The 26,044-nt window shown below is 73.6% G+C and carries 26 protein-coding genes; 17 read left to right on the top strand and 9 right to left on the bottom strand.

Features of this window, described 5'->3' with window-relative positions:
* Positions 1-45: 45 nt before the first annotated feature.
* From Val02_RS10030 to Val02_RS09985, 10 genes are all read left to right on the top strand, one after another.
* Positions 46-2,310 carry a transglycosylase domain-containing protein gene (locus tag Val02_RS10030; protein ID WP_203898676.1) on the top strand — a complete coding sequence of 755 codons (2,265 nt, stop codon included), beginning with the start codon at positions 46-48 and terminating at the stop codon, positions 2,308-2,310.
* A 76-nt stretch (positions 2,311-2,386) separates the two neighbouring features.
* The gene (locus Val02_RS10025) at positions 2,387-2,698 is read left to right on the top strand and encodes a hypothetical protein (protein WP_203898675.1); all 312 of its coding nucleotides are present in this window, start codon (positions 2,387-2,389) and stop codon (positions 2,696-2,698) included.
* A gap of 70 nt (positions 2,699-2,768) precedes the next feature.
* Entirely contained in the window at positions 2,769-3,212 is a 444-nt protein-coding gene (locus tag Val02_RS10020; RefSeq protein WP_203898674.1) for a chemotaxis protein CheW, read from the top strand.
* Positions 3,209-4,576 carry a CheR family methyltransferase gene (locus Val02_RS10015; protein ID WP_239152656.1) on the top strand — a complete coding sequence of 456 codons (1,368 nt, stop codon included), beginning with the start codon at positions 3,209-3,211 and terminating at the stop codon, positions 4,574-4,576. Before Val02_RS10020 ends, Val02_RS10015 begins: the two co-directional genes overlap by 4 nt.
* On the top strand, positions 4,573-5,544 hold the full coding sequence (locus Val02_RS10010; protein WP_203898673.1) for a chemotaxis protein CheW: 972 nt from the start codon (positions 4,573-4,575) through the stop codon (positions 5,542-5,544). The genes Val02_RS10015 and Val02_RS10010 overlap by 4 nt, the downstream gene beginning before the upstream one ends.
* Before the next feature lie 3 nt (positions 5,545-5,547).
* The gene (locus Val02_RS10005) at positions 5,548-7,020 is read left to right on the top strand and encodes a methyl-accepting chemotaxis protein (protein ID WP_203898672.1); all 1,473 of its coding nucleotides are present in this window, start codon (positions 5,548-5,550) and stop codon (positions 7,018-7,020) included.
* A gap of 2 nt (positions 7,021-7,022) precedes the next feature.
* Entirely contained in the window at positions 7,023-9,614 is a 2,592-nt protein-coding gene (locus tag Val02_RS10000) for a hybrid sensor histidine kinase/response regulator (protein ID WP_203898671.1), read from the top strand.
* Positions 9,611-10,651, top strand: coding sequence for a chemotaxis-specific protein-glutamate methyltransferase CheB (cheB, locus tag Val02_RS09995; RefSeq protein ID WP_239152654.1), 1,041 nt, complete (start codon positions 9,611-9,613; stop codon positions 10,649-10,651). Before Val02_RS10000 ends, cheB begins: the two co-directional genes overlap by 4 nt.
* A complete protein-coding gene (locus Val02_RS09990; RefSeq protein ID WP_239152652.1) occupies positions 10,648-12,579 on the top strand; it encodes a response regulator in 1,932 nt (643 codons plus the stop codon). The genes cheB and Val02_RS09990 overlap by 4 nt, the downstream gene beginning before the upstream one ends.
* Positions 12,576-12,881: a TfoX/Sxy family protein gene (locus Val02_RS09985; RefSeq protein WP_203898670.1), complete on the top strand. Its 306-nt coding sequence runs from the start codon at positions 12,576-12,578 to the stop codon at positions 12,879-12,881. The genes Val02_RS09990 and Val02_RS09985 overlap by 4 nt, the downstream gene beginning before the upstream one ends.
* 52 nt (positions 12,882-12,933) lie before the next feature.
* On the opposite strand, the gene Val02_RS09980 is transcribed toward Val02_RS09985, so the two are convergent.
* The 6 genes from Val02_RS09980 to Val02_RS09955 all read right to left on the bottom strand — a co-directional run bounded on the left by Val02_RS09980 (position 12,934) and on the right by Val02_RS09955 (position 18,096).
* A complete protein-coding gene (locus Val02_RS09980) occupies positions 12,934-13,476 on the bottom strand; it encodes a hypothetical protein (RefSeq protein WP_203898669.1) in 543 nt (180 codons plus the stop codon).
* Positions 13,473-14,897 (bottom strand): hypothetical protein, encoded by a 1,425-nt coding sequence (locus tag Val02_RS09975; protein ID WP_203898668.1) that lies wholly within the window; start codon positions 14,895-14,897, stop codon positions 13,473-13,475. The genes Val02_RS09980 and Val02_RS09975 overlap by 4 nt, the downstream gene beginning before the upstream one ends.
* A complete protein-coding gene (locus tag Val02_RS09970) occupies positions 14,894-15,697 on the bottom strand; it encodes an ABC transporter ATP-binding protein (protein ID WP_203898667.1) in 804 nt (267 codons plus the stop codon). The genes Val02_RS09975 and Val02_RS09970 overlap by 4 nt, the downstream gene beginning before the upstream one ends.
* A gap of 17 nt (positions 15,698-15,714) precedes the next feature.
* Positions 15,715-16,488, bottom strand: a complete 774-nt coding sequence (locus Val02_RS09965) for a hypothetical protein (protein ID WP_203898666.1) — start codon at positions 16,486-16,488, stop codon at positions 15,715-15,717.
* Positions 16,485-17,030 carry an RNA polymerase sigma factor gene (locus Val02_RS09960; RefSeq protein ID WP_203898665.1) on the bottom strand — a complete coding sequence of 182 codons (546 nt, stop codon included), beginning with the start codon at positions 17,028-17,030 and terminating at the stop codon, positions 16,485-16,487. The genes Val02_RS09965 and Val02_RS09960 overlap by 4 nt, the downstream gene beginning before the upstream one ends.
* 64 nt (positions 17,031-17,094) lie before the next feature.
* Positions 17,095-18,096 carry an NAD-dependent epimerase/dehydratase family protein gene (locus Val02_RS09955; RefSeq protein WP_203898664.1) on the bottom strand — a complete coding sequence of 334 codons (1,002 nt, stop codon included), beginning with the start codon at positions 18,094-18,096 and terminating at the stop codon, positions 17,095-17,097.
* Positions 18,097-18,196: 100 nt separating this feature from the next.
* Here Val02_RS09955 and Val02_RS09950 point away from each other — a divergent pair, with 100 nt between their 5' ends.
* From Val02_RS09950 to Val02_RS09935, 4 genes are all read left to right on the top strand, one after another.
* Complete coding sequence (locus Val02_RS09950) at positions 18,197-19,399, top strand: S8 family peptidase (RefSeq protein ID WP_203898663.1); 1,203 nt, start codon at positions 18,197-18,199, stop codon at positions 19,397-19,399.
* Between the two features lie 49 nt (positions 19,400-19,448).
* Complete coding sequence (locus tag Val02_RS09945; protein WP_203898662.1) at positions 19,449-19,934, top strand: NUDIX hydrolase; 486 nt, start codon at positions 19,449-19,451, stop codon at positions 19,932-19,934.
* 124 nt (positions 19,935-20,058) lie between these two features.
* Entirely contained in the window at positions 20,059-21,945 is a 1,887-nt protein-coding gene (locus Val02_RS09940) for an FHA domain-containing protein (RefSeq protein ID WP_203898661.1), read from the top strand.
* 63 nt (positions 21,946-22,008) lie between these two features.
* Positions 22,009-22,194 (top strand): hypothetical protein, encoded by a 186-nt coding sequence (locus Val02_RS09935; RefSeq protein ID WP_203898660.1) that lies wholly within the window; start codon positions 22,009-22,011, stop codon positions 22,192-22,194.
* Here Val02_RS09935 and Val02_RS09930 read toward each other — a convergent pair whose 3' ends face one another.
* The gene (locus Val02_RS09930; protein ID WP_203898659.1) at positions 22,195-22,434 is read right to left on the bottom strand and encodes a hypothetical protein; all 240 of its coding nucleotides are present in this window, start codon (positions 22,432-22,434) and stop codon (positions 22,195-22,197) included.
* Positions 22,435-22,493: 59 nt separating this feature from the next.
* A complete protein-coding gene (locus Val02_RS09925) occupies positions 22,494-22,964 on the bottom strand; it encodes a hypothetical protein (RefSeq protein WP_308439991.1) in 471 nt (156 codons plus the stop codon).
* Between the two features lie 58 nt (positions 22,965-23,022).
* Between Val02_RS09925 and Val02_RS09920 the strand changes: the two genes are divergently transcribed.
* Positions 23,023-24,135: a serine hydrolase domain-containing protein gene (locus Val02_RS09920; protein ID WP_203898658.1), complete on the top strand. Its 1,113-nt coding sequence runs from the start codon at positions 23,023-23,025 to the stop codon at positions 24,133-24,135.
* Here Val02_RS09920 and Val02_RS09915 read toward each other — a convergent pair.
* On the bottom strand, positions 24,104-24,442 hold the full coding sequence (locus tag Val02_RS09915) for an MmcQ/YjbR family DNA-binding protein (RefSeq protein WP_203898657.1): 339 nt from the start codon (positions 24,440-24,442) through the stop codon (positions 24,104-24,106). The genes Val02_RS09920 and Val02_RS09915 overlap by 32 nt on opposite strands.
* A 27-nt stretch (positions 24,443-24,469) precedes the next feature.
* Here Val02_RS09915 and Val02_RS09910 point away from each other — a divergent pair, with 27 nt between their 5' ends.
* Together Val02_RS09910 and Val02_RS09905 are read left to right on the top strand one after the other, a co-directional pair.
* Positions 24,470-25,318: a helix-turn-helix domain-containing protein gene (locus tag Val02_RS09910; protein WP_203898656.1), complete on the top strand. Its 849-nt coding sequence runs from the start codon at positions 24,470-24,472 to the stop codon at positions 25,316-25,318.
* Between the two features lie 11 nt (positions 25,319-25,329).
* Positions 25,330-26,037 (top strand): SDR family NAD(P)-dependent oxidoreductase, encoded by a 708-nt coding sequence (locus tag Val02_RS09905; RefSeq protein ID WP_203898655.1) that lies wholly within the window; start codon positions 25,330-25,332, stop codon positions 26,035-26,037.
* Positions 26,038-26,044: the final 7 nt, after the last annotated feature.

Below are 26,044 nucleotides of genomic sequence, written 5' to 3'. Positions count from 1 at the left end.
CGTCCTAGGGTTTAGGCATGTTGGGTTCAGGGGAAGGGCGTCGCCATGCGCAAGCGTGACCACAGCCTGCTCGCAAACGGCGCATCGCTGCTGGTTTGTGGGCTTTTGGCCGGTTTGGTGGTCGCTGCTGCGGCCTTCCCCGCGGTCGCCATGGGCGGCCTCGCCGCCAAGGCGGGTGCGGACACGTTCGACAGTCTGCCGACGGATCTCGACGTGCTGCCGGCACCGCAGATCAGTGAGGTCTACGCGAGCGACGGCAAGACCCTGCTCACGTACCTGTACGACGAGAACCGGCACGACGTTCCGATCTCCGAGGTCGCGCCGATCATGCGCGACGCGTTGGTCGCCTCCGAGGACATCCGGTTCTACGACCACAACGGCGTGGACTTCAAGGGTGTGGCGCGCGCGTTCGTCGCCAACCAGCAGTCCGACGGGGTGGCGCAGGGTGCCTCGACGCTCACCATGCAGTACGTGCGTCAGGTGATCGGGTACACCGCGAAGACGCCGCAGCAGGTGCTGGCCGCGACGGAGAAGACGCCGGCCCGCAAGCTGGCCGAGATCAAGCGCGCGCTGGCCCTGGAGAAGAAGCTCAACAAGGAGCAGATCCTCGAGCGCTACCTGAACATCGCCTCGTTCGGGCACAACGCGTACGGGATCTACGCGGCGTCGCAGGTCTACTTCGGCAAGCCGCCCTCGGAGCTGAAGCTCGAGGAGGCCGCCCTGCTGGCCGGCCTGGTGCAGGCGCCGTCGGCGTACGACCCGGCCGACGAGAAGAAGCGGCCCAAGGCGCTCGAACGCCGCGTGTACGTGCTGAACCAGCTGGTGAAGCTTGGCAAGATCACCCAGCAGCAGGCCGACGAGGCGCAGAAGATCGAGCTGAACATCAAGGGCGAGCGCACCCCCGAGGGCTGCGGCGAGGTGCAGCGCACCGACCTGGGCGCCGGCTTCTTCTGCGACTACATGATCCGCTGGTGGAACGAGCAGGAGGCCTTCGGCGCCGACCGCTACGAGCGGGAGAACAGGCTCCGTTCCCGCGGCTACAAGATCGTCACCACCCTGGACATCCAGACCCAGGCGGGCGCCAAGCGCAACATCGAGCAGTACATGGGCAAGCGCGACCCCTCCGAGGCGCTCATGCTCGCCGCCACCGAACCGGGTACCGGCAAGGTGCGGATGCTGGCCGCCAACCGCAACTACAGCAACGACCAGAGCGGCAACGGCATCAACACCGAGCCCACCAAGAAGGCCCGCGGCGTCAAGGGCAACTACCCGAACACGACCGTGCCGCTGCTGAGCGGCGGTGCCGACATCCAGGGCTACCAGGTCGGCTCGGTGTTCAAGATCTTCACCCTGGTTACCGCGCTCAAGCAGGGCATCCAGCTCGACTACGAGGCGGACACCCCGTCGCCGGTGACCACCAAGTACATCCTCGAACGCGGCAGCCCGGCGGCCTGCCCCGGCACGGTGTACTACTGCCCGAAGAACTCCGGCGGCAACGGCCAGGGCATCAAGAACATGTGGACCGCCTTCGGCTCCTCGACCAACACCTTCTTCGTGCCGCTGCAGGAGAAGGTCGGCGCGGACAAGGTCGTCGAGACGGCCAAGTCGATGGGCATCCGATTCCACTCCGACGAGGACCGCGGCTTCGGCGACAACCCGAAGTCCGCCGTCCAGTGGGGCGCCTTCACCCTGGGCGTGTCGATCCAGACGCCGCTGGAGATGGCGAACGCCTACGCCACCCTCGCCGCCGACGGCAAGTACTGCACGCCCACGCCGATCGAGGAGATCACCGAGATCAGCGGCGGCGCCAAGGTCGAGGGCGGGGCGGCCAAGTGCGAGCAGGTGATGTCCGAGGACGTGGCCCGCGCGGCCACCGACGCGGCGCGCTGCCCCGTCGGCGACAAGTCCCAGTGGGACCGCTGCGCCGGCGGTACGGCCACCGGCATGAAGGGCCAGTTCCTCAGCAGCTGGCCGATCGCCGGCAAGACGGGCACCACGGACTCGGAGAAGTCGGCCACGTTCGAGGTGTTCACCAAGCAGCTCTCCGTCTTCGGGGTGATCACCGACCCGGACTACCCGCGCACGCCCAAGGTGTTCAAGCACGACCAGGTGAACCCGGCCGTGGCCGCGACGCTGCGCGACGGCATGCAGGGCAAGCCGGCGATCCAGTTCGGCAAGCCGAGTTCCGGGCTGTCGTTCGGGGCACCGAAGGCGCCGCGGCCGGCACCGTCGGCGGGTGGGACTCCCGGCGGGCGACCCCCGGGCGGGGGCTGCCGTCCGGGGCAGCCGAACTGCCGCCCGGGAGGCTGACCGGTCAGGCGAAAGATTCATTCACGGTGATCATCGGCCCGACAGCATATCGTAGTAGTTCGACTACGGTGCGCCGTTGGGGGTTCCGATGCTGTGGTCCGAGTCGGCAGCCGCCGAGTTCGTTCTCGATCTCGTGCGGCTGGCGGTCATCATCACTCCACTGTGGATGGTCCTGAGGCCGGAACCGGCACCGCTGCGGCGCGTCGCCGTCGTGGCGGCCGTTCAGCTCGGGGCCGGGATGGCGGTGCTCGCGCCGCTGTCCGAGCCGTGGCCGGCCGCCGCGGCCCAGATCGCCGGCTTCTTCGTGACCGGCTTCGCGATCGGATACCTGCGCGCTCCCGCGCCCGAACCCGAGCCGGAGCCGGCCTCGGTTGCGGAACCGACTTAAGCTCTCAAAACGCCGCAGAATCCGCCTAGTCTGACCTGACGGACGGACGCGGACGCGACGGGGGCGGCGTTTGAGCAGGCAGGCGCTGGTCTTCAGGGCTCGGCGGCACGTGTGCGCCGTCGGCCTGGAGCAGGTCGTCGAGACCATGCGCCCGCAGCCCGTCCGCGCGCTCGCCGGCGTCCCCGCGTACGTCACCGGCGTGGCCGTCATCCGCGGCGCGCCGGCACCGGTGCTGAGCGTCGGCGCGCTCCTCGACGGGGACTCGCCCGGGGGCGACCTCCCGAGCGCCCGGCTGGTGATGGTCGGCCGTGGGCAGCCGTACGCGTTCGCGGTCGACGAGGTGATCGGCATCCGCACCGTGCCGGAACAGGTGTGGCGCGAGTTGCCGCCGTTGCTGCGCAGCGTGGCCGGGGTGACGGCGTTCGCGGCGGTGGACGGGGAGCCGACGCTCTTCCTCGACGCCGCGCGGGCCCTCCCGGGCGACACCTGGGACGCGCTGGAGCCCGACCGGTGAACCGGACGGAACGCTTCCGTGAGGTGCTGACCCGGCGGATCGGGCTGGCGCTCACGGACGTTCCCCCGGAGAAGCTGGCGGAGATCCTCGACCGGAGGATGTCCGCGACCGGGCTGAGCGCGGACGCCTATCTCGCGGGTCTGGTCCGCGAGCGCGCCGCCGGGTCCGAGGTCGGTGCCCTGGCGCGGGAACTGACCATCAACGAGACCTACTTCTTCCGGAACCCGGAACAGTTCGACGCCCTGCGCGAGGTGGTGCTCCCGGAGCGCCTCGCCCGGCGGGCCGGGGAACGCCGCCTGCGCCTGCTCTCCGCCGCGTGCTCCTCCGGCGAGGAGGCCTACACGATGGCCACGGTGGTGCGCGAGCGCGTGCCGCGCGGCGGCTGGGACGTGCAGATCGTCGGCGTCGACCTCGACCCGTCCATGGTCGAACGCGCCCGCCGCGCCCGGTACGCCGAATGGTCGATGCGCGCCACGCCACCGTCGGCGCGCAGCCGCTGGTTCCACGGCTCCGGCGACCGCATCACCCCCGACGCCGACCTGACCGGCCTCGTCCGCTTCGCCGTGGGCAACCTCGCCGACGACGAACCGGAGCTGCTGCGGCCCGGCACCTACGACGTGATCTTCTGCCGGAACGCCATCATGTACTTCACCGGCCCGCAGATCCGCGCCGCCACGGCCCGGCTGGTCGAGGCGCTCGCGCCCGGCGGGTTCCTCTTCCTCGGCCACGCCGAGGTCGCCCACGGCCGCGTCGCCGAACTCACCCTCCGGCACAGCCACGACACGTTCTACTACCAGCGCGAGCCGGCCGTGCAGGAACTGCCTCCGCCGGCGCCGCCGGCCCCACCGGCCGCTGCCCCGCCGGTGGTGCGGCGCCCGCCCGACACCTGGGAGCGGGTGCTCGCACTGCTGCGCGCCGAACGCTTCGACGGCGCGCTGCACCTCGTCGAGTCCATGGGCGACGGCACCGACGAGCTGCTGGTCACGCACGCCGCGCTGCTCATCCAGCACGGCCGCCTGGACCGCGCCGAGGCGCTCTGCCGCCGCCTGCTCGAACGCGACGGCATGCACGCCGGTGCGCACTACCTGCTCGCGCTCTGCCGCGAGGGCGACGGCGACAAGCACGGCGCGGCCGAACACGACCGGCGGGCGGCCTACCTCGACCCCGGGTTCGCGCTGCCGCGGCTGCGCCTCGGGCTGCTCGCCCGCCGCGACGGCGACCGCGACCTCGCCCGCCGCGAACTCGAGGACGCCCTGCGGCTGCTCAGCTGCGAGGACGACCGGCGGCTGCTGCTGTTCGGCGGCGGGTTCAGCCGGGCGGCGCTGATCGCGCTGTGCCGCGCGGAACTGCGGGCGTGCGGATGAACCGCTTCCCGGTCGCCGGACCGCCCCCGGACGCCTGGCCTCCCGCGACCGCCGCGCATCCCCCGGAGACCTGGCCGCCCGCCGCCTCCCCTCCCCCGGACACCTGGCCGCCCGAGACCGCGGCACCTTCGCCGGACGCCCGGCCCGTCGAAGCGGCCGGCGCGCCGCCCTCGGACGCCCGGCCGGTCGGGACGGCCGACGTAGCGACGCGCGACGACGCGCGCACGGCCGGCACCGCGACCAGCAGCGATGCCGGGACCGCCGACGCAGCGACCAGCGGCACCGTGGAGACCGCCTGCGCGGCGACGAGCGGCGACGCCCGGACCGCCGGCACGGCGGCCAGCGGCAGCGCCGGGACGGCCGGCGCAGCCACGAGCGGCGACGCCCGGACCGCCGGCGCGGCGACGAGCGGCGGCCGGGTGGCCGGGGCGGTGGCGAGCGGTGGCGCGGTGGCGACCATGCACGAGCGGCTCGCCGACCTGCGCACCGCGTTCGACCGGTCGTTCGCGCTGCCGCCGGTGGAGATCGAGGACGGCTACGTCGACCTGCTGGACCTGCGGGTCGGCGGCGACGCCTACGCCGTCCGGCTCTCCGAGGTGTCGGCCCTGGTCGTGGACCGGCCGCCGACCCGCCTGCCGGGCGCCGTCCCCGAACTGCTCGGCGTCGTCGGGGTGCGCGGGTCGGTGGTGCCGGCGTTCGACCTCGCGGCGCTCCTCGGCGGCAAGCGCTCGACCGAACCGCCGCGCTGGCTGCTCGTCGCCGCCGGCACCCCCGCGCTCGGCCTCGCCGTCGAGCGCCTCGACGGACACCTGCGGGTGCGCCACGACGGACCGGCGCAGAAGAGCACCGGGTTCGTCGGCGACCTGCTGCCCACGCCGGCCGGGCCACGGCCGGTGATCGACATGGCCGCGGTGCGTGCCGCGGTCGTCGCCCGGGTAGGCCCGGGCAGCCCGGACGGGAGTGCGTGAACCATGGGACGTCGCTTTACCTTCAGCCAGAAGATCGCCGCGGCCCTCGGCGTGTCCGTGCTGCTGACCGTCGCCGTCGCGGCGGTCTCCGCCTTCGCCCTGAACACAGCGGTCACCAGCAAGGACCACGTGATCGACCGCGACGCGGTGTACCTCGTCGACACCGAACGGCTCATCGCCGCCGTCGACGGCAAGCTCGCCGCCAGCCGGGCCTACCTGCTCACCGGCGAACAGCGCCACCTCGACCAGATGCGCCAGGAACGCACGACGTTCCTCAACACGGTCGACGCGCTCATGGGCAAGGTGCGCGGTGTCGACGCCCGTGATCCGCTGACCCGCGTCAAGGAGGCCGAACACGCGCACCAGGAGGCACTCGACGCGGTGATCTCGCTGCGTGCGGGCGGTGCGGACCTGATGGCGGTGGCGAAGGAGTTCGACCTGCGCATGACCCCCAAACGGGAGGTGCTGATGGCCGACATCGCGACGTTCTCCGGAGTCATGACGCACCGGCTGGACGCCGCCAAGCGCGCCTCCACCGACGACGCCGCGGCGGCCGTTCTCCTGGTGCTCGGCCTCGGCGTCGTGGCGATCCTCATCGCGATCCTCATCGCCGTGCTGCTCACCCGCAGCCTCGCCAACCAGATCGGCCGGGCCGTCGGACAGGTCCAGACCTCCTCCGCCGAACTGGAGTCCGTCGCCGGCCAGCAGGCCACCGGCGCCAAGGAGGAGGCGACGGCGATGAGCGAGATCACCACCACGATCAACGAACTGCTCGCCACCTCCCGCCAGATCGCCGAGAGCGCCAAGCGGGTCGCCCTGGTGGCCGCCGAGACGGCGGGCGCGGCGCGCACCGGAGACGGCACCATCGAGCAGGCGAACGACGCGATCAACGCCATCCGCCGGCAGGTCGACCTCATCGTGCGCCACATGCTGGAGCTCGGCGAGAAGTCGCAGCAGATCGGCGCCGTGCTCGAAATCGTCTCCGAGCTGGCCGAACAGACCAACATCCTGGCCATCAACGCCACCATCGAGGCCACCAGCGCGGGCGAGTCCGGGCGGCGGTTCGCCGTCGTCGCCGACGAGATCCGCAAACTGGCCGACCGGGTCGGCGGCTCGACGAAGGAGATCCGCGGCCTGATCGACGACGTGCGGGGCGCCGTCAACACCACGGTCATGGCGACCGAGACCGGTTCGAAGGCGGTCGACGCCGGGTTCGCGCAGTTCGGCCGGGTGGCGGAGTCGTTCGCGCAGATCGCCGACCTCGTCGGGACCACCACCCAGGCCGCCCGCGAGATCGAGCTGTCGACCAAGCAGCAGACCACCGCCGTCGAACAGGTCAACGTCGCCGTCGTCGACGTCGCCCAGGCGACCCGGGCCACCGAGGCGAGTTCGACGCAGACGCAGCAGACCGCCGCGCAGCTCGCCGGCCTCTCCCGCGACCTGATGCTGCTCGTGCGCTCCGGAGCGGGCCGGTAGCCGTGGCCGACCGGGATCCGTACCGCTACTTCCGCGTCGAGGCCCGCGAGCTGGTCGACCAGTTGAGCGAGGGTGCGCTGGAACTGGAACGGCACGACAGCCCGGCCGACATCGTCGCGCGGATGCTGCGCCACGCGCACACGCTCAAGGGCGCGGCACGGGTGGTGCGGCTGCCCGGGATCGCGGATCGCACGCACACCCTGGAGGAGGAACTCGGCGTGCACCGGGACGCCGCCGGGCCGCTGCCGCCGGGGCGCGCCGCGTACCTGATCGGGATGGTCGACGAACTGAGCGCCGAGGTCTCCGCGATCCCGCCACCGGGCCTGAGTGCGCCGGGATCGGGCGGTGCCGGCGGCGTGACCGGCGCGGGTGACGTGGCCGGCGCCGGCGGCACGGGTGTGGGTGCAGCCGGCGGTGCGAACCGCGCCTTCGGCGATGCGGCGGCCGGATCGGGCGCAGACCCCGCCGGTGGTGCGGCCGGGCCCGGTGACGTCCGCGCGGCGGGTGCCGGCAGCGGAGTCGCGGCCGGGCCGGGCAGCGCGGGCGGAGACAGGGCCGCAGCGGCCGGCAGCGGGGCGGGCGGCAGCGGGGCGGGCGACGCCGGAGCTGCGGCGCCTGGCGGAGCCCCGCACAGCGGCGCGGACGCGGCGGGTCGACCGGCGGCCGGCGCTGTGACGCACGCCGGCGCGGAAAGCGCCACGCAACTCGGGACCGGCGCCGGCAGCACCACGCACCCCAGGACCGGCGTCGGCAGCACCGCACACCCGGGCGCCGAAGCCGCTGCCACGGCCGGAAGCAGCGCCCACACCGGGGAGGGGACCGCTGCCGCATCCGACGGCACCGCTCAGGCCGGCGATCGGCGGCAGCCCGACCAGCCGCCCACCGGCCGCCGCAGCACCCACCCCGAACCCCTCCTGGTCGGCCGCACCGACGCCCAGGACGTCGACGAGCTGCTCGACGCGATAGCCGAGACCCAGACCCGGATGGCGCCGCTGCGTTCCGGGGTGGGCCAGGTCGAACGCATCCGCCGCGGCATGCGCCTCCTCCTCGCGCAGCTCGACTCGCCCGTCTCCGGAGCGGCCGCCACGGGACGGCTGCGCACCATCGCCTCCGGGATCGACGGCGAGCTCGCCGCGTTCGGCCGGGGGCTGTCGACCACGGTGGAGCACACCGAACGCGATCTCCGTCAGGTGCGCGGGGGTGCCGAACGCCTGCGCCTGGTGCCGGCCGGCACGATCTTCCCGGCGCTGCAGCGGGCCGTTCGGGATGCGGCGGATGTGCAGGAGCGGCGGGCACGGTTCGCCGGGGAGGGTGGCACCATCCGGCTGGATCCGCAGGTGTTGTCGTCGGTGTACGGGGCGCTGCTGCATGTCGTTCGGAATGCGGTCGCGCACGGGATCGAGGCGCCGCCGCAGCGGGAGGAGGCCGGGAAGCCGCCGGAGGGGACCGTGCGGGTGACCGTCGAACGCCACGGCGACCGCATCCGCTTCGCCGTGCGCGACGACGGGCGCGGGTTCGACCTGGCGGCGTTGCGGCGTGCGGCGGCGGAGGCGGGGGTGCCGTCGGCCGGGAACCTCGCGACGAGCGAACTGGTCGACCTGACGCTGCGCGGCGGGATCAGCACCTCCGCCGGGGTGACCGCGGTGGCCGGGCGCGGCGTGGGCCTCGACGCGGTGCGCGACGCGGCCGAACGCCTCGGCGGCAGGGTCGACGTCGACAGTGTGCCCGGGCGCGGCACGGTCGTCGCGTTGGCCGTTCCGCTGTCGCTGCTGGCGCTGGACGCGATGACCGTCGAGGCCGCCGGCACACTGGCGAGCATCCCCCTGGACGCGGTGACCCGAACCGTGCGGGTGGCACCCGGCGACGTCGCCCGCACGGGCAGCGGCGCGTCGGTGCGGCACGACGGCGCGGCCGTTCCGCTGCTGCTCCTGGCGCGGGTGCTCGCACCCCAGGAGACGTCGCGGGCCGACCGCGCGACGACGTTCCCGGCGATAGTGGTCTCGACCCGGACCGGGACGGCCGCGATCGCCGTCGACCGGGTGCTGGGGACGGACCCCGTGGTCGTGCGCGGCCTGCCGCCCCTCGCGCGGGCCGGGGCGACGGTGAGCGGGGTGTCGCTCGACGACGCCGGCAACCCGCGGCTGGTGCTCGACCCGGACGGCCTGGTCGCGGCGGCCCACGGGGTGCGCCCCGACGACGGGCCGGCGCAGGCGTTGGCCTCGCCGGAGGGGCCGCTGCTGGTCATCGACGACTCGCTCACCACCCGCATGCTGGAGCGCAGCATCCTGGAGTCGGCCGGCTACCTGGTCGACGTGGCCGCCGACGCCGAGGAGGGCCTCGAGAAGGCGCGGGCCACCCGGTACGCGCTGATCCTGTGCGACATCGAGATGCCGGGCATGGACGGCTACACGTTCGTGGAGACGATCCGCGCCGATCCGGAACTGCGCGACATCCCCACGATCCTGGTCAGCTCGCTCGCGGACCCCGCGGCGCGGGCCCGTGGCGTGGCCGCCGGCGCGAACCTGCACGTGGCCAAGCACGAGTTCAACCAGAACGACCTCATCGACCAGATCCGAAGGCTGGTGAGCGCGTGAGCAAAAGGATCCGCGTGCTGGTCGTGGAGGACTCCCCGACCGTGCGCCACCGCATCACGGAGATCCTCGGCGACGACCCCGAGCTGGACGTCATCGCCACGGCCGCCGACGGCCGCAGCGCGATCGAGCTGACCATGCGCACCCGGCCGGACGTGATCACGATGGACATCATGTTGCCCCTGGTCAGCGGCCAGGCGGCGACGGAGTACATCATGGCGCACTGCCCCACGCCGATCCTCGTGGTGTCGTCGGCGGACAACCGGACGGAGACGTTCACGACGTGTGACGCGCTCGCGGCCGGTGCCGTGGAGGTGCTGGAGAAGCCGCACGGCGGCAGCGAGGACGACTGGGAACGGCAGCTGCTGTCGGCCGTCAAGCTGGTCTCCCGCATCCCGGTGATCACCCATCCGCGGGGCAAGCTCGGCGGTGTGCCGCGCCCGGCCGCGTCGCCGGCGGTGTCGGCGCCGAGGAGCTGCGAGCTGGTCGCGATCGGCGCCTCCACCGGTGGGCCCGGTGCCGTGGTGGACCTGCTGCGGGCGCTGCCGCGCGAGTTCCCGCTGCCGCTGCTGCTGGTGCAGCACATCAGCGCGCCGTTCGCGGGGGCGTTCGTGGAGTGGCTGGGTGCGCAGGTCGGGCGCAAGGCCGTCTGCGCGCAGGACGGCGACCGGCTCGTCGGCGGGCAGATAACGGTGGCGCCGGCCGACGTGCACATGACCGTTCGGCACGGGCGGCTGCGACTGGACTCCGGTCCGCCGCTGCACTCGTGCCGGCCCTCGGTCGACGTGCTGTTCGACTCGGTCGCCGCCGATGTCGGGCCGGCGTCGGCCGCGTGCCTGCTCACGGGCATGGGTCGGGACGGGGCGGCCGGGCTGCTCGCGATCCGGCGGGCGGGCGGTTTCACCGCCGCCCAGGACGAGGCCACCTCGGTCGTCTACGGGATGCCGCGGGAGGCCGCCCTGTTGGACGCCGCCGACGAGATCTCTTCTCCGGAACGGATAGGTCGTCGGCTGGCCGATCTCGTCAAGGATTCCGGGTGAACGCCTCAGCGCCGGCCGTGCTGATCGTCGACGACTCGTTGACGGTGCGCATGGATCTGGCCGAGGCGTTCGAGGACGGCGGCTTCGAGGTGGTGGCGTGCGGGACGCTGGCCGACGCCCGGGTCGCTCTCGACGGACGCGTCGTCGCGGCGGCCGTTCTCGACGTGAACCTGCCGGACGGCGACGGGGTCGAGTTCCTCGGCGAACTGCGTGCCCGCCCGGACTACGGGATCCGGCCGACGATCATGCTCTCGTCCGAGGCCGAGGTGAAGGACCGCCTGCGCGCCCTGCGCACCGGTGCCGACGAGTACGTCGGGAAGCCGTACGACAGCGGCTACGTGGTCGCCCGCACCCGCGAACTCCTGTCCGCCGGCGCGCACGCCCCGCCGCAGGAGTTCACCGTGCTGCTCGTCGACGACAGCCTCACCCTGCGGATGGAACTCGCCGACGCGCTACGCGACGCCGGCTACACGGTGATCACCGCCGAGAACGGCGAGGAGGGGCTGCGGCAGGCGGCCGTTCAGCGGCCCGACGCGCTCGTCGTGGACCGGGACATGCCCGGCATCGACGGCCCCACCGTCATCCGCCGGATCCGTCTCGACGCGGCCCTGCGCGACCTGCCCTGCCTGCTGCTGACCGCCGCGACGGAGCGGGGCGTGGAGACGGCGGCGCTGGAGGCCGGCGCGGACGCGTTCGTGCGCAAGGACGAGGACCGCGACGTCATGCTGGCGAAGCTGGCCGCGATGCTGCGCAGCGGCGCCCCGGTCGGCGGCGCGCCCGCGCGAGGCCCGCACAGCCCGAAGCGGGTGCTCGTCGTCGACGACAGCGCCACGTTCCTGGACGAGGTCGGCCGGTGCCTGCTGGCCGAGGGGTACGAGGTGGCGCAGGCGCGCAGCGGTGAGGAGGCGCTCGAACTGCTCGCCGGGGAGCCGTTCGACTGCATCCTGCTCGACCTGCGGCTGCCCGGCATGAGCGGCCGGGAGACGTGTCGGCAGATCAAGACGACGCCGCGGCTGAAGGACGTTCCCCTGATAATCGTGACCAGTGTCGACGATCCGGATGCGACGCTCGCTGGTCTCGCCGACGGCGCCGACGACTACATCCGCAAGTCCGACCAGCTGGACGTGCTGACGGCCCGGGTGCGCGCGCAGATCCGCCGCAAGCAGCTCCAGGACGAGAACCGCCGCATCCGCGACGAGCTGCTGCGCGGCGAGCTGGAGGCGCGGCAGGCGAAGGCCCTCGCCGAACTCGTCGACGAGGTGGAGTGGAAGAACCGGGAGCTGGAGGCCTTCAACTACTCGGTCTCGCACGACCTGCGCGGGCCCCTGCAGATCATCCTCGCCTTCGGCGCCGACATCATCGACGAGTACGGCGACGGCCTCGACCCGTACGTGCGGCGCGGGGTCGAACGCATCCACGCCGCCGCCGGCCGCATGAACGACATGATCGGCGCGCTGCTGCGCCTGTCGCACGCCGGCCGGGCCCCGATCGCCCACGAACGGGTCGACCTCGCCGCGATGGCCCGCGAGATCGTCGCCGACCTGCGCACCCGCGACCCCGACCGGTGCGTCGAGGTGGTCATCGCCGACGACCTCATCGCCTCCGCCGACCCCGGCATGATCCGCGTCGTGCTGGAGAATCTCATCGGGAACGCCTGGAAGTACAGCTCCCGCACCGAGTCGCCACGCATCGAGATGCGCGCCGGGCCGGGCTGCTTCCAGGTGTGCGACAACGGCGCCGGCTTCAGCATGGAGCACGCCGACACGATCTTCGACGCCTACGGGCGGCTGCACACCGACAGCGAGTTCCCCGGAACGGGCATCGGGCTGGCGACCGTGCACCGCATCATCGACCGGCACGGCGGCCGGATCTGGGCCGAGGGGGAGGTTGGCGTCGGGGCGACGTTCAGCTTCACTACCACCTCATGATGGTGCAACGGATCGCCGCGCTGCTCCCGGATGCGGAGCAGCGGCGGATGTTCGGCGGGCGGGCGTTCTTCGCGGACGGGAACATGCTGGTGTGCGTGCGCAAGGACGAGAGCCTGATGGTGCGGGTCGGGGCGGCGGACTACGAGGCCGCGCTGGCCGAACCCGGGGTCGGGCCGTGCGACGGGACGGGGCGGCCGATGCGCGGCTGGGTGGTGGTGCGGCCCGCCTCTCTGGAGGGGGACGCGCTGGCGCACTGGGTGGGGCGCGCGTCCGCGTTCGTGGCGACGCTACCGCCGAAGTGATCTTGACACTCGGGCGGCGGCTGGGCGCGTGGATCGGCATCGCCCGCGCGGCCTAACGGCGGTTGCCGAAGAGGGCGTACGCGCAGAGGCCGGAGAGGCCCAGCAGGACGGCGGTGCGGGTCGACGCCGGTTCGGGCCCGGCGACGAACATCCACCGCGCCGCCGTGCGCTCCGCGGGCAGGAAGACGGTGCCGGCGAACCAGGCCAGCGGCAGCGCCCAGGCCGTTCGGGCGCCGAGGGCGGTCGCCCCCAGGGCCAGCAGCCCGGTCGTCCCGACGGCGTCGCGCAGCGCGGCCGGATGCGCGCCGCCGTCCACTGCGGACGCCAGTGCGGCCAGGACCGCGGCGATCGCCGCCACGTGCAGCGCGCGGCGGGGCACCCAGGCGATCGCCGCCGTGCGTTCCAGCGCGGGATCAGCACCGGTGAGTCCGGTGCCGAGCACCCCGGCGCAGACCACCGCGACGAACGCCGTCAGCACCGGCCCGGCACCGCCGTCGGCCGGCGCGATCAGCGCTCCCCCGAGGGCGACGGCCACCGCCGTCAGGTGCGCCACCGGCAGCCGCCGGGAACGCGCGTACAGCACCGCGAATCTCACGACGCCAACCCCGTCAGCGCGGCCAGCGGGTCGGCGCGGCAGGTGAGTCCGGCGTCCCGCACCGCCGCGTAGCGGGCCGTGCGCGCCGGCGCGTCCAGGGCGTCCAGCGCGAGCCACGCCTCCCGCGCCGTGGCCCCCACCTCCGGCCCGTAGGCGGATGAGGCCTTCTGCAGCGGCACCGGGTCGCCGAGCAGCCGCGCGGCGACGACGTGCCGGGCGACGAGTTCGCGATCCTGCCGCCGCGTCGTCCCCTCGTCCGGTGCGTCGTGGGCGCCGAAGCAGGACGGCGTGCCCGCGCCGAGCACGAACGCGCTCGCGAGCTGGTCCCCGTCGCGGCCGGCGTACTGCGCCCAGTCCGCGTTGAACAGGATCGCGTCGGCCCGGCGCGGTGGCGGGCCGCTGCGCGGTTCGGCGGCGGGCACCTCCTCGATCCGGGCCGGCGCGCCGGGGACGACCCGCAGCGCGGCGAGGGCCCGTTCGGCCGGGGCGCGCAGCGTGCGGCGCATCGGCTCGTGGAGGCGGGTGAGGCAGAGACCGTCCACACAGGACAGTGCGGCGGCGGCGCGGTCGACGCCGTGGACCGCGCCGGCGGTGCCCGGCAGGAGCACCAGCGCGGCGGCGAGGCCCGCCAGGGCGGCCGGGACGGCCGCGACCCGCGCGCGCCGGTGTGCCGCGGTCGCCAGCAGCAGCCCGGCGCCGGCGAGCCCGAGCCACCACGCAGCCTGCCCGAGAGAAACCCGTCCCGCGACGGTCTGCCACGGATGCGCCGGCCCGGAAAGCACCGGCGACAGCAGCAGCAACCGCACCGGCGCGCCGACGTTCCCCTCCGGCGTCGAGCCGTCACCGACCGGCGTGGACAGGAACAGGCCGATCGTGCCGGCGAGCGCGCCACCGGCGAGCAGCGGCGGGGTCAGCACGGAGGGGACGGCGCGGGCGATCCCGAAGCCGAGCCAGCCGCCGGCCACGAGCGCCGCCGAGCCGACGAACGCCACGGGCACCCACCACGGGCGCGGCAGTCCGTCGTGCGCCGCCACCTGCACGCCGCCGACGCTCAGCAGCGCCGCGTACCCGGTGACCGCCGCGAGCGCCAGCGCGCCGACCGGCGCCGCGATCCGCTGCCACGCCGGCCGTGCGGTCGTGCCGAGCAGTTCGCCGATGCCGCTGCGCCGGTCGCGCAGTCCCGCCACGGCGCCCACACCGACGACGGCCGGCCACCCGAGCAGGAACATGAACCGGCTCCACACCGCCAGGCTCCCCCACTGCGCCGTCCACGCCGTCGCGTCGCGCCAGAACGGGCCGCGGCCGGGCGTCGAGTACACGAACGCCAGACACACCAGCAGCAGCACGAGCCCGGCCGCGCCGGCGGCGGAGCGCCGCAGTTCGGTGCGCAGAATCCGCCCCGTCACCAACCGTCCGCTCACCAGCCGCTTCCCTCGCCGGCCGGGCCGAGCAGCGCCGAGTAGCCGCGTTCGATGGCGCTGTCGCCGGGGTGCTCGTCCGTGCCGGCCGCGGCGAGGGCCGCCGGGTCGCCCTGGAACACCACCCGCCCGCGCGCCATCAGCGTCACGTCGTCGCACGCGGCGGCCACGTCCTCGACGAGGTGGGTGGAGACCACCACGCACGTGTCGGTGCCGAGCGCGCGCAGCATCTCCCGGAAGCGCAGCCGCTGCGCGGGGTCCAGCCCGACGGTCGGCTCGTCGAGCAGCAGCACGCGCGGGTCGTTGACGATCGCCTGCGCGATGCCGACCCGGCGCACCATCCCGCCGGAGAGCGTGCGCAGCTTGTCACCGGCCCGCTCGGTGAGGCCGACCCGTTCGACGGCGCGCTGCACGGCGTCGGGGATCTCCCGGCCCGGCATCTCCTTGAGCCACGCCATGTACTCGACGAACTCCCGCACCGTGAAACGCCGGTAGTAGCCGAAGTCCTGCGGCAGGTAGCCGATCCGCCGGCGTACCGCGCGCAGGTCCACAGTGGACGCCGAGGTGCCGAGCAGTTCGAGGGAACCCCCGGTGGGGCGCAGCACCGTGGCGAGCGCGCGGATGAGCGTGGTCTTGCCGGCGCCGTTCGGGCCGAGGAGCCCGTGCACGCCGGTGCCGAACGCCAGGTCCAGCCCGTCGACGGCCATCCGGTTGCGCCCGACGCGCACCCGCAGTCCGGTGGCGTGCACGTCCCACGCGTACGTCGCCGGTGCGAGGTCGTCCGGTTCGAGAGCGCGAATCATGACAGTGGTCCCCTGATTCAGTTCACGGAGAAGGGAAGGCGACCGAACGCGTCGCGCCGCAGCAGCGTGACGACCGCGCCCACGACGAACGCGGCGCCCCACAGGGGCACGAGTTCCGGCCGCGACAGATACGACGAACCGTCGAGCAGCACCGGCGGCGCGAGGCACACCGCCGCCCATACGCCGGTCAGCGCGACGGCGGCGCGCCGGACACCGACCACGCTGCCGAGGGCGAGGGTCGCCGACGTGAACGCCAGCGCCGGCACCAGCGCGACGCCCAGCGACGTGCCGGTCAGCAGCCCCACGGCGGTCAGCACCGGCACGAGGACGGCGAGCACCCCGAGCGTGCGGCGCAGCACGAGCTCGAGTCCCGCGCGGGGCGTGGCCGCCACGACCTCGTACGCCGGATCGGCACCGCGCGCCCACGAGGCGTAGACGCCGAGGACCGGCAGCACCGGGGAGAGCGGCAGCAGCAACGGGAACCCGCCGCTCGACGCGTGCAGCAGCACGGCGAGAAGCCCCAGGCACACGACCGAGATCGCCCACGCGGCGACGGCCGGGACGACCCGCGGCGAGTAGCGGGTCCGGGGAACCGGTGCGAGCCGCGGCGCCAGCGACTCCCACACGCCGTCGACGACACCCGTCACAGCGGGATCGCCCACCGCGGCGAGGCGCGCCCGGCACGGCGCGCAGGCGGACAGGTGCGCCTCCAGCCCCCACAGGACGTCGGCGTGGATGGTGTCGTCGCCGGCCACGTAGCGGGCGATGAGCGTGTCGGACGCGTGCGTCATGCCAGTGCCTCCCGCATCGCGGCGCGGGCCCGGCGGGCGCGCGTCTTGACCGTTCCCTCGGGAACGCCCAGCAGCACGGCGGTCTCCCGGACGGACAGCCCGTCGAGGACCATCGCCTGGAGCACCGCGCGCAGCTCCGGCGCGAGGGCGGCGAGCGCGTCGCCGACGTCCCCGCCGGGGTGCGCGGCGATCGCCTCCTCCTCGGCGGCCGGGGCCACCGGGTCGAGCAGCGCGACGGCCGGCGGCGCCGCGTGGTGCGCCCGCCGCCGGAACGCGTCGACGAGCCGCCGGGCCGCGATCGTCCACACCCAGCCCACCGCGCTGCCGCCGGCGGCCGCACCCGCGAACGACGCCGCCGCCCGCCACACCGCCAGGTAGGTCTCCTGGAGCACGTCGGCGACGATCTGTTCGTCCGCGCAGCGGCGGCGCAGCCGCACGACGAGCCACGGCGACGTGCGGCGGTAGAACTCCTCGAACGCCGCCCGGTCGCCCTTGGCCACGCGTCGAACGAGCTGCTCCTCGTTCAGCCCGGCACGTTTCATGCCCAGGTAGACGGGGTGGGACGCGATTCGGTTCTCGGCCGCGTGTGACCGCCGTCACAGGAGTTCAGGGCCGGGGGCGGTCCACGGTCCCGAACCGCACGAAGCTCTCCGCGGCGTCCACGATGGACTCCCGCACCGGCCGCTGGGTCCAGCCGAGTTCCCTGATCGCGCGGTCGGAGCTGAGCAGCGTCGGCTGGTCGAGGTAGCGCAGGGCCATCCGCACGTCGCGGTCCCAGCGGCCGACCACCCACAGCAGCCAGCGGGGCGCGGGGCGGCGCGCGACCCGGTACCCCAACGGCGCGAACTCCTCGTCGAGCACCCGCGCCATCTCGCCGAGCCAGACCGACGGGCCGGCGAGGATGTAGCGGCCGGCGGCGTCCGGGTTCTCCATGGCGAGCCGGTGCCCCACCGCCACGTCCCGCGCGTCGGTCACGGCGAAGCTCATCCGCGGGACGGCGGGCACCTCGCCGGCGAAGATGCGCCGCAGGATCTCCAGGGACATCGGCTTCGCGGCGTTCAGCAGCGGGCCGAGCACCAGCCCGGGGTTGACCACGACGAGGTCGAGCCCGTTCGCCTCGGCGAACTCCCACGCGGCGCGTTCGGCGAGCACCTTGCTGCGCGGGTACGGGTCGAGCCCGTCCGGCACGGACCAGTCCGCCTCGGTGCGCACCTTCGTCAGGTCGGCGTGGCCGAGCCGGATCGTCGCGACCGACGAGGTGTACACGACCCGCTTCACGCTCGGCGCGGCGGCGGCCGCGCGCAGCACCCGCAGGGTCCCGTCGACGGCCGGGCGCACCAGCGTCTCCGGGTCGCGCGGCACCTCGGTCGGGTTCGGCGACGCCACGTGCCAGACGCAGGCGCAGCCGTCGACCGCCTCGGCCCAGCCGGCGTCGTCCGTCAGGTCGGCCCGCACGACGTCGAACACCCGCCCGGTCTCGGCCGCGATCGCGCGCAGGTGCGCCACGTCGGCGGTCGCCGGGTCGCGCACCGTGCCGCGCACGTCGTAGCCGTGCGTGAGCAGCTCGCGTACGCAGTGCCCCGCAACGAAGCCCGTAACGCCCGTCACCAGCACGATCAAGGGTTTCCCCAATCATTTGCGTCTATCAAATCGGCCCGCGCCGGGCCAGAATCAACATCGTTCGCCATCGATCGTATGGGAGGAACGCATGAAGGAAGTCCTGTCGGCCCGGCGGGCGGTCCTGGCACTCGGGCTCGCGACGGCGGCGACCGCGGCGACCGTGCTGGCCATGGGCAGCGCCGCGTCGGCCGCACCCGTCGGCGACATCCAGGTCGCCGGTGGCCCGACCGCCGTCGCGGACAGCTACATCGTGGTGCTGAAGTCGGACGCGTCAAGTGTGGACAGCACGGCCGGCCGGCTGGTGTCGCGCCACGGCGGCACCGTGCGGCAGACGTACTCGGCGGCCCTGCGCGGGTTCGAGGTCACCGTCGGCGAGGCCGCCGCGAAGCGGATCGCCGCCGACCCGGCCGTCGCCTACGTCGAGCAGAACCACGTCGTCAGCATCGCCGCGACCCAGACCAACCCGCCGTCGTGGGGCCTGGACCGCATCGACCAGCGCAACCTGCCGCTGAACAGCTCATACACCTACCCCAACACCGCGTCGAACGTGCGCGCCTACATCATCGACACCGGCATCCGCTTCAACCACAGCACGTTCGGCGGGCGGGCCACGAGCGGCTACGACGCCGTCGACGGCGGCTCGGCCGACGACTGCAACGGACACGGCACGCACGTGGCGGGCACGGTCGGCGGCAGCCAGTACGGCGTCGCCAAGGGCGTCGCGATCGTCGGCGTCCGGGTGCTCAACTGTTCCGGCAGCGGTACCGTGGCGCAGGTCGTCGCCGGCGTCAACTGGGTGCGGGCCAACGCCGTCAAGCCCGCCGTGGCCAACATGAGCCTCGGTGGCGGCGTCAGCACGTCGATCGACACCGCCGTCGCCAACGCCGTCAGCTCCGGCGTGACGTTCGCGCTCGCGGCCGGCAACAGCAACGCGAACGCCTGCAACAGCAGCCCGGCCCGCGTCGCCTCGGCCATCACCGTCGGCGCGACCGACCGCAACGACAACCGGGCGTCGTTCTCCAACTACGGCAGCTGCGTGGACATCTTCGCGCCGGGCGTGGGCATCACGTCCGCGTGGTACACCAGCACCACCGCCACCAACTCGATCAGCGGCACGTCGATGGCGTCGCCGCACGTGGCCGGGGCCGCCGCGCTCATCCTGTCGGCGCACACCGGCTACACGCCGGCGCAGGTCGCGTCGGCGATGACGGGCGTCGCCACCTCCGGCGTGGTGGTCAACCCGGGCAGCGGTTCCCCGAACCGCCTGCTGTTCGTCTCGCAGACCCCGTGATCGCGAGGGCGCCCGGCCGTCCTGGTCGGGCGCCCTTCACAATGATCCGATGGAACGGGTTGACGTCGTCGACGAGCACGACACCGTGATCGGCGCCGCCACCCGCGACGAGGCGTACGCGCGCCGCCTGATCCACCGCTGCGCGGTGGTCCTGGTCCGGGACGCCCACGGCCGCGTCTTCGTCCACCGGCGCACCGACACCAAATCGATCTTCCCCGGCCTGTACGACATGTTCGTGGGTGGCGTGGTGCACGCCGGCGAGACCTACGCCGCGGCGGCACTGCGCGAGGCCGCCGAGGAACTCGGCGTGACCGGCCTTCCGCGCCCCGAGCCGCTGTTCACCTTCCTGACCTCCGATCCCCTGCACCGGTGGTGGATGGGTGTGCACGAGGTGCGTTGGGACGGTCCCGTGCGGCCGCAGCCCGACGAGATCGCGTGGCACGCGTTCCTCCCGGAAGAAGAGCTGCGGCGCAAGCTGGACGAGTGGGAGTGGGTGCCGGACGGCCTCGAGGCGTATCGACGGCTGTGCGGCTGAGTCAGGGCCGCGACAGAGCCTTCTCCCGCATTCGTGCCGGTGACTAGACTTCTTTGAACTCGTTCGGTCCCGTTGGCGTGCTCCCGACTACAAGGCCCGTTCACGAGAAAGCGAGAGAAGTCCGATGCCACCAGAGATTGTCGGACGCGGGGGTTCGCACGCAGGTCGGCGTTTTCCGCTCGGCGAAGCCCCGATCACGTTCGGCCGCAAGAGCGACAACACGGTGGTGATCTCCAGCATCCGGGCCTCGCGATTCCACGCGGAGATCCGTCGGGAGGCCGAGTCGTTCGTGCTGACCGACCTCGAGAGCAGCAACGGCACGCTGGTCAACGGCAGGCGGGTCACGTCGCTGGTGCTCACTCCCGGCGACGTCATCACGATCGGCGGGGAGTCGTTCAACTACGAGCTCAACGACGCCACGGCCACCGTTCTCGGGCTGCCGCCGGTGCGTCCGGCCGCCGCGCCCGCCGAGGGCGCCCCTCCCCCGGTCCTGCGCGTCACCGTGGCCGGCGGCGGACCGGTCGGACTCACGTTGGCCCTGCTGTTGGAACGCACCCTCGGCGAGCGGGTCGCCGTCACGGTCTACGACAGCCGCTGGATCTCCGAGGGCGGCCGGATCGTCTGGAAGGACGAGTCGCAGGGCAACGTGCGCCGCCAGCAGGTCGTCACGATCCAGAGCCGCCAGTACCTCAACCTGCCCGAGGAGGTGCAGGAGCGGCTGTTCCGGCCGGAGACGCACACGGAGATGTGGCCGCCCGGGCCGGACTCGGTGCAGGGCTTCCGCCCGCGCAACATCCGCATCGCCTACATCGAGGACACGCTGCTCGACCTCGCCAACGACAAGCCGGGCATCACGCTGGTGCCGGAGAAGTTCGACGCGGTCGCCCGCCACGGCGAGGTGAGCACGCACCACGTGCTGGCGATCTGCGAGGGCGGCCGGTCGCGCACCCGGGAGCACTTCATCAGCAAGTTCGGCAACCCGGACAAGTCGATCTTCTCGCTGGACGGCCGGCACATCCAGGACGTCGTGCTCGGGCTGCGGGTCAAGTCGAAGCTGTCCGACCCGATGAGCGTGCTGCTGACCGTCGCGCAGAACCGCTTCCTGCTCAACTCGTTGCGCGGCGAGGGCTTCCTCAACATGCGCCTGTCCGACGCCGAGGCGCAGGAGGTCGTCGGCATCGACCCGGTCAAGCGGACGTTCGAGGAGTGCATCGCGTCCCGGCCGTGCGTGATGATGCGCGACGGCGACGGCGACTACGTGTGCCCGACGCACAGCACGCTCTTCCTGCCGGCGCTGGTGAAGGGTTCCGCGCTGTGGAAGCGGGTGCGCGAGGGGCTCGCCCTCTTCGGGGTGCCGCCGGAGGACCTGAGCGCGGTGACGGCGTTCCGGCTGGACATGGTGCAGCGGCCGCGGTTCACCGCCCGGCTCTGGGCGCCGACGCCGGAGACGCCCGGCACGTACGGGTTCCTGCTCGGCGACGCCGCCAACGCGATCCACTTCTGGCCGGGCCGCGGGCTCAACAGCGGGCTCGCGTCGGCCATCTCGCTGGCGCGTTCGCTCGGCGGGGCGTGGCGCGGGCGGCCGTTCCGCGACGCGGACTTCATCCGGCACGAGGCTGCCATGTCGATGCTCCAGTACCGGCACAAGAGCCGCGCCTGGAACGCCATGGTCACCTCCGACGAGCAGGGCGAGAGCAGGGCCATCAAGGACGTCATCGCGGAGAGCATCGAGTCGGCCCCGGAGGGGGATGCCCAGCGGGAGGCGGACGTCGAGGCGCTCATGGCGCGGCTGCGCGACATCCGCGACCGGCTCTCCCCGCGCATCTCCGGCCTGCCCGACGACGACACGCTGCGGGTGCACCTGATGACGTTGCGCGCCGACACGCTGCACACGCTCGTCGCGAGCGGCGCGTGGGACACGCTGGTCGTGGGCGGCGAGGAGGTCGACGTCGACATCTTCTACCGGCCCGACCCGCAGGTGGCACCGGACCGGGTGGCCGCCCCGGCGTAGACCTGGCCGGCGGGGGGTACGCACAGCTACGAGACGATCGTCGGTTTTCTGTAGGAGGTTCCCGTGCGCAATCCCTTCGACGAGCGGCCGCGGCGTCCCCGGATTCTGGACGACGTGCCGGACCCCGACCGTCCCGGCCGCGTTCCGGGGGCGCAGGGCACCTCCGGGCGGGACGACTTCCAGCGCTCCGACAGCCTGATCGGCCTCATCGCCCGGGCATTGCGCTCCGGGCGACGCGGCCGTCGTTGATCAGTTCTCTCGGGTGAGCCGGGCACGCAGCAACTGCTTGCCCTGCTCCGCGCCCTTGCGGCTCTCGCCCTGGGCGCGCTTGAAGAACTCGGCGAGTTCGGTGTCGCCGTCGCGTTCGGCGTCCTGCGCGTACTGCTCCATGCGCAGGGCGTTGCTCAGGCACTGCTCGGTGAACCAGAGCAGGTTGTAATCCTTGTCCTTCGTGCCGGTCGTGTGGCCGGTCTCGGCACCCACGGACATCTCGGCCTCCTCGTGGATCGACGGTGTCCGGCACCGCTACCCAGCCGGGCCGTGATCAGTCAGGGTTTCGCCTTCCCGAACCGTTCGTGCGCGGACTGCTTGGTGATCCCGAGCGCGGCACCGATCTCGGCCCACGAGGCGCCCTTGGCGCGCGCGGCGGCCACGGCGTCGGCGGTGAGCGTCTTCTGCCAGCGTTCGATGTCGGCGAGAACGCCCATCGCCTGCAGCGGCCAGCTCTCCGCCAGGTCGGCGAGCGCCTGACGCAGGGCGTCGGAACGGTTGACGAGCCAGCCGGGTGGGGCGGCGGCCCACAGCGGCTGCATGTGCGCGACCCAGTCGGACGTGGCGGACATGCGGCCGGTGTCGGTGGGCGGCCGGTCGTCGGTGCCCCGCCAGCCGCACGAGCAGGAGGCGAGGTAGGCGAGGGCACCGGCGGGCGCCTCGTCCGCGGCCGCACCCAGGGAACCGTCGGGCAGGCGCGCGACGACGGCGCCTTCGTGGCCGGGGAGGTCGTCGAGCGCGATCCGCACCCGGCAAGCATATGCTGGCAGGGTTTCCTGACGGTTTTCGTCAGTCTAACCTGACGACATGACGATCAACGGATGGGTCGCGAACGGGTACGAGGCCGTGCGCACGGCGTTCGACCGGAACAGCGAGATCGGGGCGGCGGTCTGCGTGTACCGACACGGGCGAGTGGTCGCGGACCTGTGGGTCGGCACCGCCGACCGGGAGACCGGCCGCGCCTGGGAGCGCGACACGCCGGTGGTGCTGCACTCGACGGGCAAGGGCGTCGTCGCGGCGTGCGTGCACCTGCTGGTCCGGCGGGGCCTGCTCGACCTCGACGCGCCGGTCGCGCGCTACTGGCCGGAGTTCGCCGCGGCCGGCAAGGAACGCCTCCCGGTGCGCTTCGTGCTCTCCCACCGGGCCGGCCTGCCCTCGCTCGGCCGGCGCGTCCCGCTCGCCGACGCGCTCGCCGGGGAACCGGTGGTGCGCCTGCTCGCCGCGCTGCGACCGCAGTGGGAGCCCGGCACCGCACACGGCTACCACGGCGTCACCTACGGCTGGCTCGTCGGCGAACTGGTGCGCCGGGTCAGCGGCGTCTCCCTGGGCGCGTTCCTGGCGCGGGAGATCGCCGCCCCGCTCGGCCTCGACCTGTGGATCGGCACGCCGCCCGCCGTGCTGCCCCGCGTCGCCCGGCTCGACTCGCCGCCCATCCCCGGCATCGAGAACGCCCCGGAGGCCATGCTCGCGGCCTTCGTGCCGACGGTGCCGGCGTTCGACCTCAACGACCCGGCGCAGCTCGCGGCGGAGATCCCGGCGGTCAACGGCGTCGGCACCGCGCACGCGCTGGCCCGGTTCTACGCGGCGCTCATCGGGCCGGTCGACGGCGTGCGCATCCTCGACGAGGCGACCCTCGCGACCGCCGTCACCGAGCAGGCGAACGGGCCGGACCGGATGCTCGGCATCACCACCCGGCCGGCGCTCGGGTTCGGGCTGCCGACGCCCGGGATGCCGTGGTACTCACCGACGGCGTTCGGCTTCCCGGGGCACGGCGGGTCGCTCGGCTACGCCGATCCGGCCGAGGGGATCGCGTTCGGCTACGTGCCGAACCGGCTGCACGTGGACCCGTTCACGCCGGATCCGCGGGCCGCGTCCCTGGTGCGCGCGGTCAGGGGCGCGCTTTCTTCGGGAGCTTGCTGACGATCGTGTCGTAGGAGGCGTCGATCGCCTCGCGCAGTTCGTCGTCCGGGATCGCGCCGCCGATCGTCAGGACGTTCCAGCCGGAACGCCCGATGTAGGGCGAGGCCTTCGCGTCGTCCGGGTACTGGTGCAGCCACTCGTCGGCGACCTCCCGGTTCGGCCCGCACTTGAGGCCCACGGCGTGGCCGGAGCCCAGGAACGCGAAGATCTTCCCGCCCACCTTCGCGACGACGTCTCCCTCCCAGGGTTCGTCGCGGAACGCACCGGGCTTGGCGAGGCAGTACGCGAGCACGTCGTCGTGGTCCACGTGCCGAAGGTAGCGGACGATGGCGGCATGCACCTGCACTCCGTTCCGGCCCGGGCGGGTGGGCCGCCGTGCGAGACCGCGGCCGCCCGGCCGGACCCGCGGCTGCGCCCCTACGTGATCGGTTACAGCACGTTCCACGCCGCCGGTTCCGGGCCGTTGCCGCACCGGCTCCTTCCGTTGAACGTCACCTGCGCGATCGTGGATCTCGACGGGGCGGCCCGCATCGTCACCGGGCCGCGCCGGGCACACGCCGTCCTCGAGGAGACCGGCTGGCGGCACGGGATCACGATCGGGCTCACCCCGCTCGGGACGGCGACGCTGCTCGGGGTGCCGGCGCGGGACCTGGTCGACGGGACGGCCGGGCTGGACGAGGTGCTCCGCGTGGATCTCGTCGACCGGCTCGCGTCGGTATCGGACCCGGCGTCGCGTTTCGCGGTGCTGGACCGGCTCCTCGCGGCGCGGCTGCCGGACGGTCCGCCGGCGGACGGGCCGGTGTGGCAGGCGTGGCGGATGCTCCAGCGGCCCGCGCCCGGCAGTCCTTCGCCGGACCCCGGCCCGCACGGCGGCGATCCCGACGCGACCGCCGGAGGGCGGGCGCGGGTAGGGGACGTCGCCGCGCGCCTGGGGGTGCGCCGGCGCTGGTTGGCGGCGGCGTTCCGGCGGGAGGTGGGGCTGTCGCCGGGGACCGTGGCGCGGATCGCCCGCTTCCAGCGCGCCGTGCACGGCCTCACCCGCGGGCTCGACCTGGCCCGGATCGCCGCCGAGTGCGGCTATGCCGACCAGGCGCACTTCCAGCGGGAGGTGCGCGCCCTGTCGGGCCTGACGCCGGCGCGGCTGCGCGCATTCGTTCAATACCGGGAGCCGGCCAGGCCCTAGCGTCCGGGTCCATGAGGACAGCACTCGTGACGGGCGGTTCGCGCGGGATCGGCCGCGCCGTCGTGGAACGGCTCACCGCCGACGGCATCCGCGTGGTGTTCACCTTCCGGGAAAACGGGGCGATGGCGCAGCGCCTCGTCGACACGCTGCCCGGCACCACCGCGATCCGGGTCGACGGCGCCGAACGCGACGCGGCCGCGGCGATGTTCGCGCACGTGCGGGACGGGCTCGACATCCTGGTCAACAACGCGGCGATCAACCCGCGCACGCCGTTCGCCGAGCTGACCGCCGACGACGTCGACCAGGTCCTGGCCGTCAACGTGCGCTTCCCCGCCCTGGCCATGCGGGAGGCCGCCACGGTGCTGCGCGACGGCGGCCGCATCGTGAACGTCTCCACGCTCAACACCGTGGTGCCGGCCGTGGGGCACGCGCTCTACTGCGCCAGCAAGGCGGCGCTCGAACAGCTCACCGCCGTCGGCGCGCGGGAGTTCGGCGGTCGGGGCATCACGGTCAACACCGTCTCGCCGGGCGCCACGGACAGCGACATGCTGCGGGCGGCCAACCCGCCGGCGGCGCTCGAACAGGCCGCCGCGCTCACGGCCCTGCGGCGGCTGGGGCGGCCGGCGGACATCGCCGCGGTGGTGGCGTTCCTCGTGGGGCCCGACGCCGGCTGGATCACCGGCCAGAACCTCCGCGCCACGGGCGGCTACCTGGTCTGACGGCGCG

It is taken from the genome of Virgisporangium aliadipatigenens, from assembly GCF_016863615.1.
Lineage (GTDB): Bacteria > Actinomycetota > Actinomycetes > Mycobacteriales > Micromonosporaceae > Virgisporangium > Virgisporangium aliadipatigenens.
Note: the sequence above shows the minus strand (reverse complement) of the source record. Positions and strands in the feature narration are given on the sequence as shown.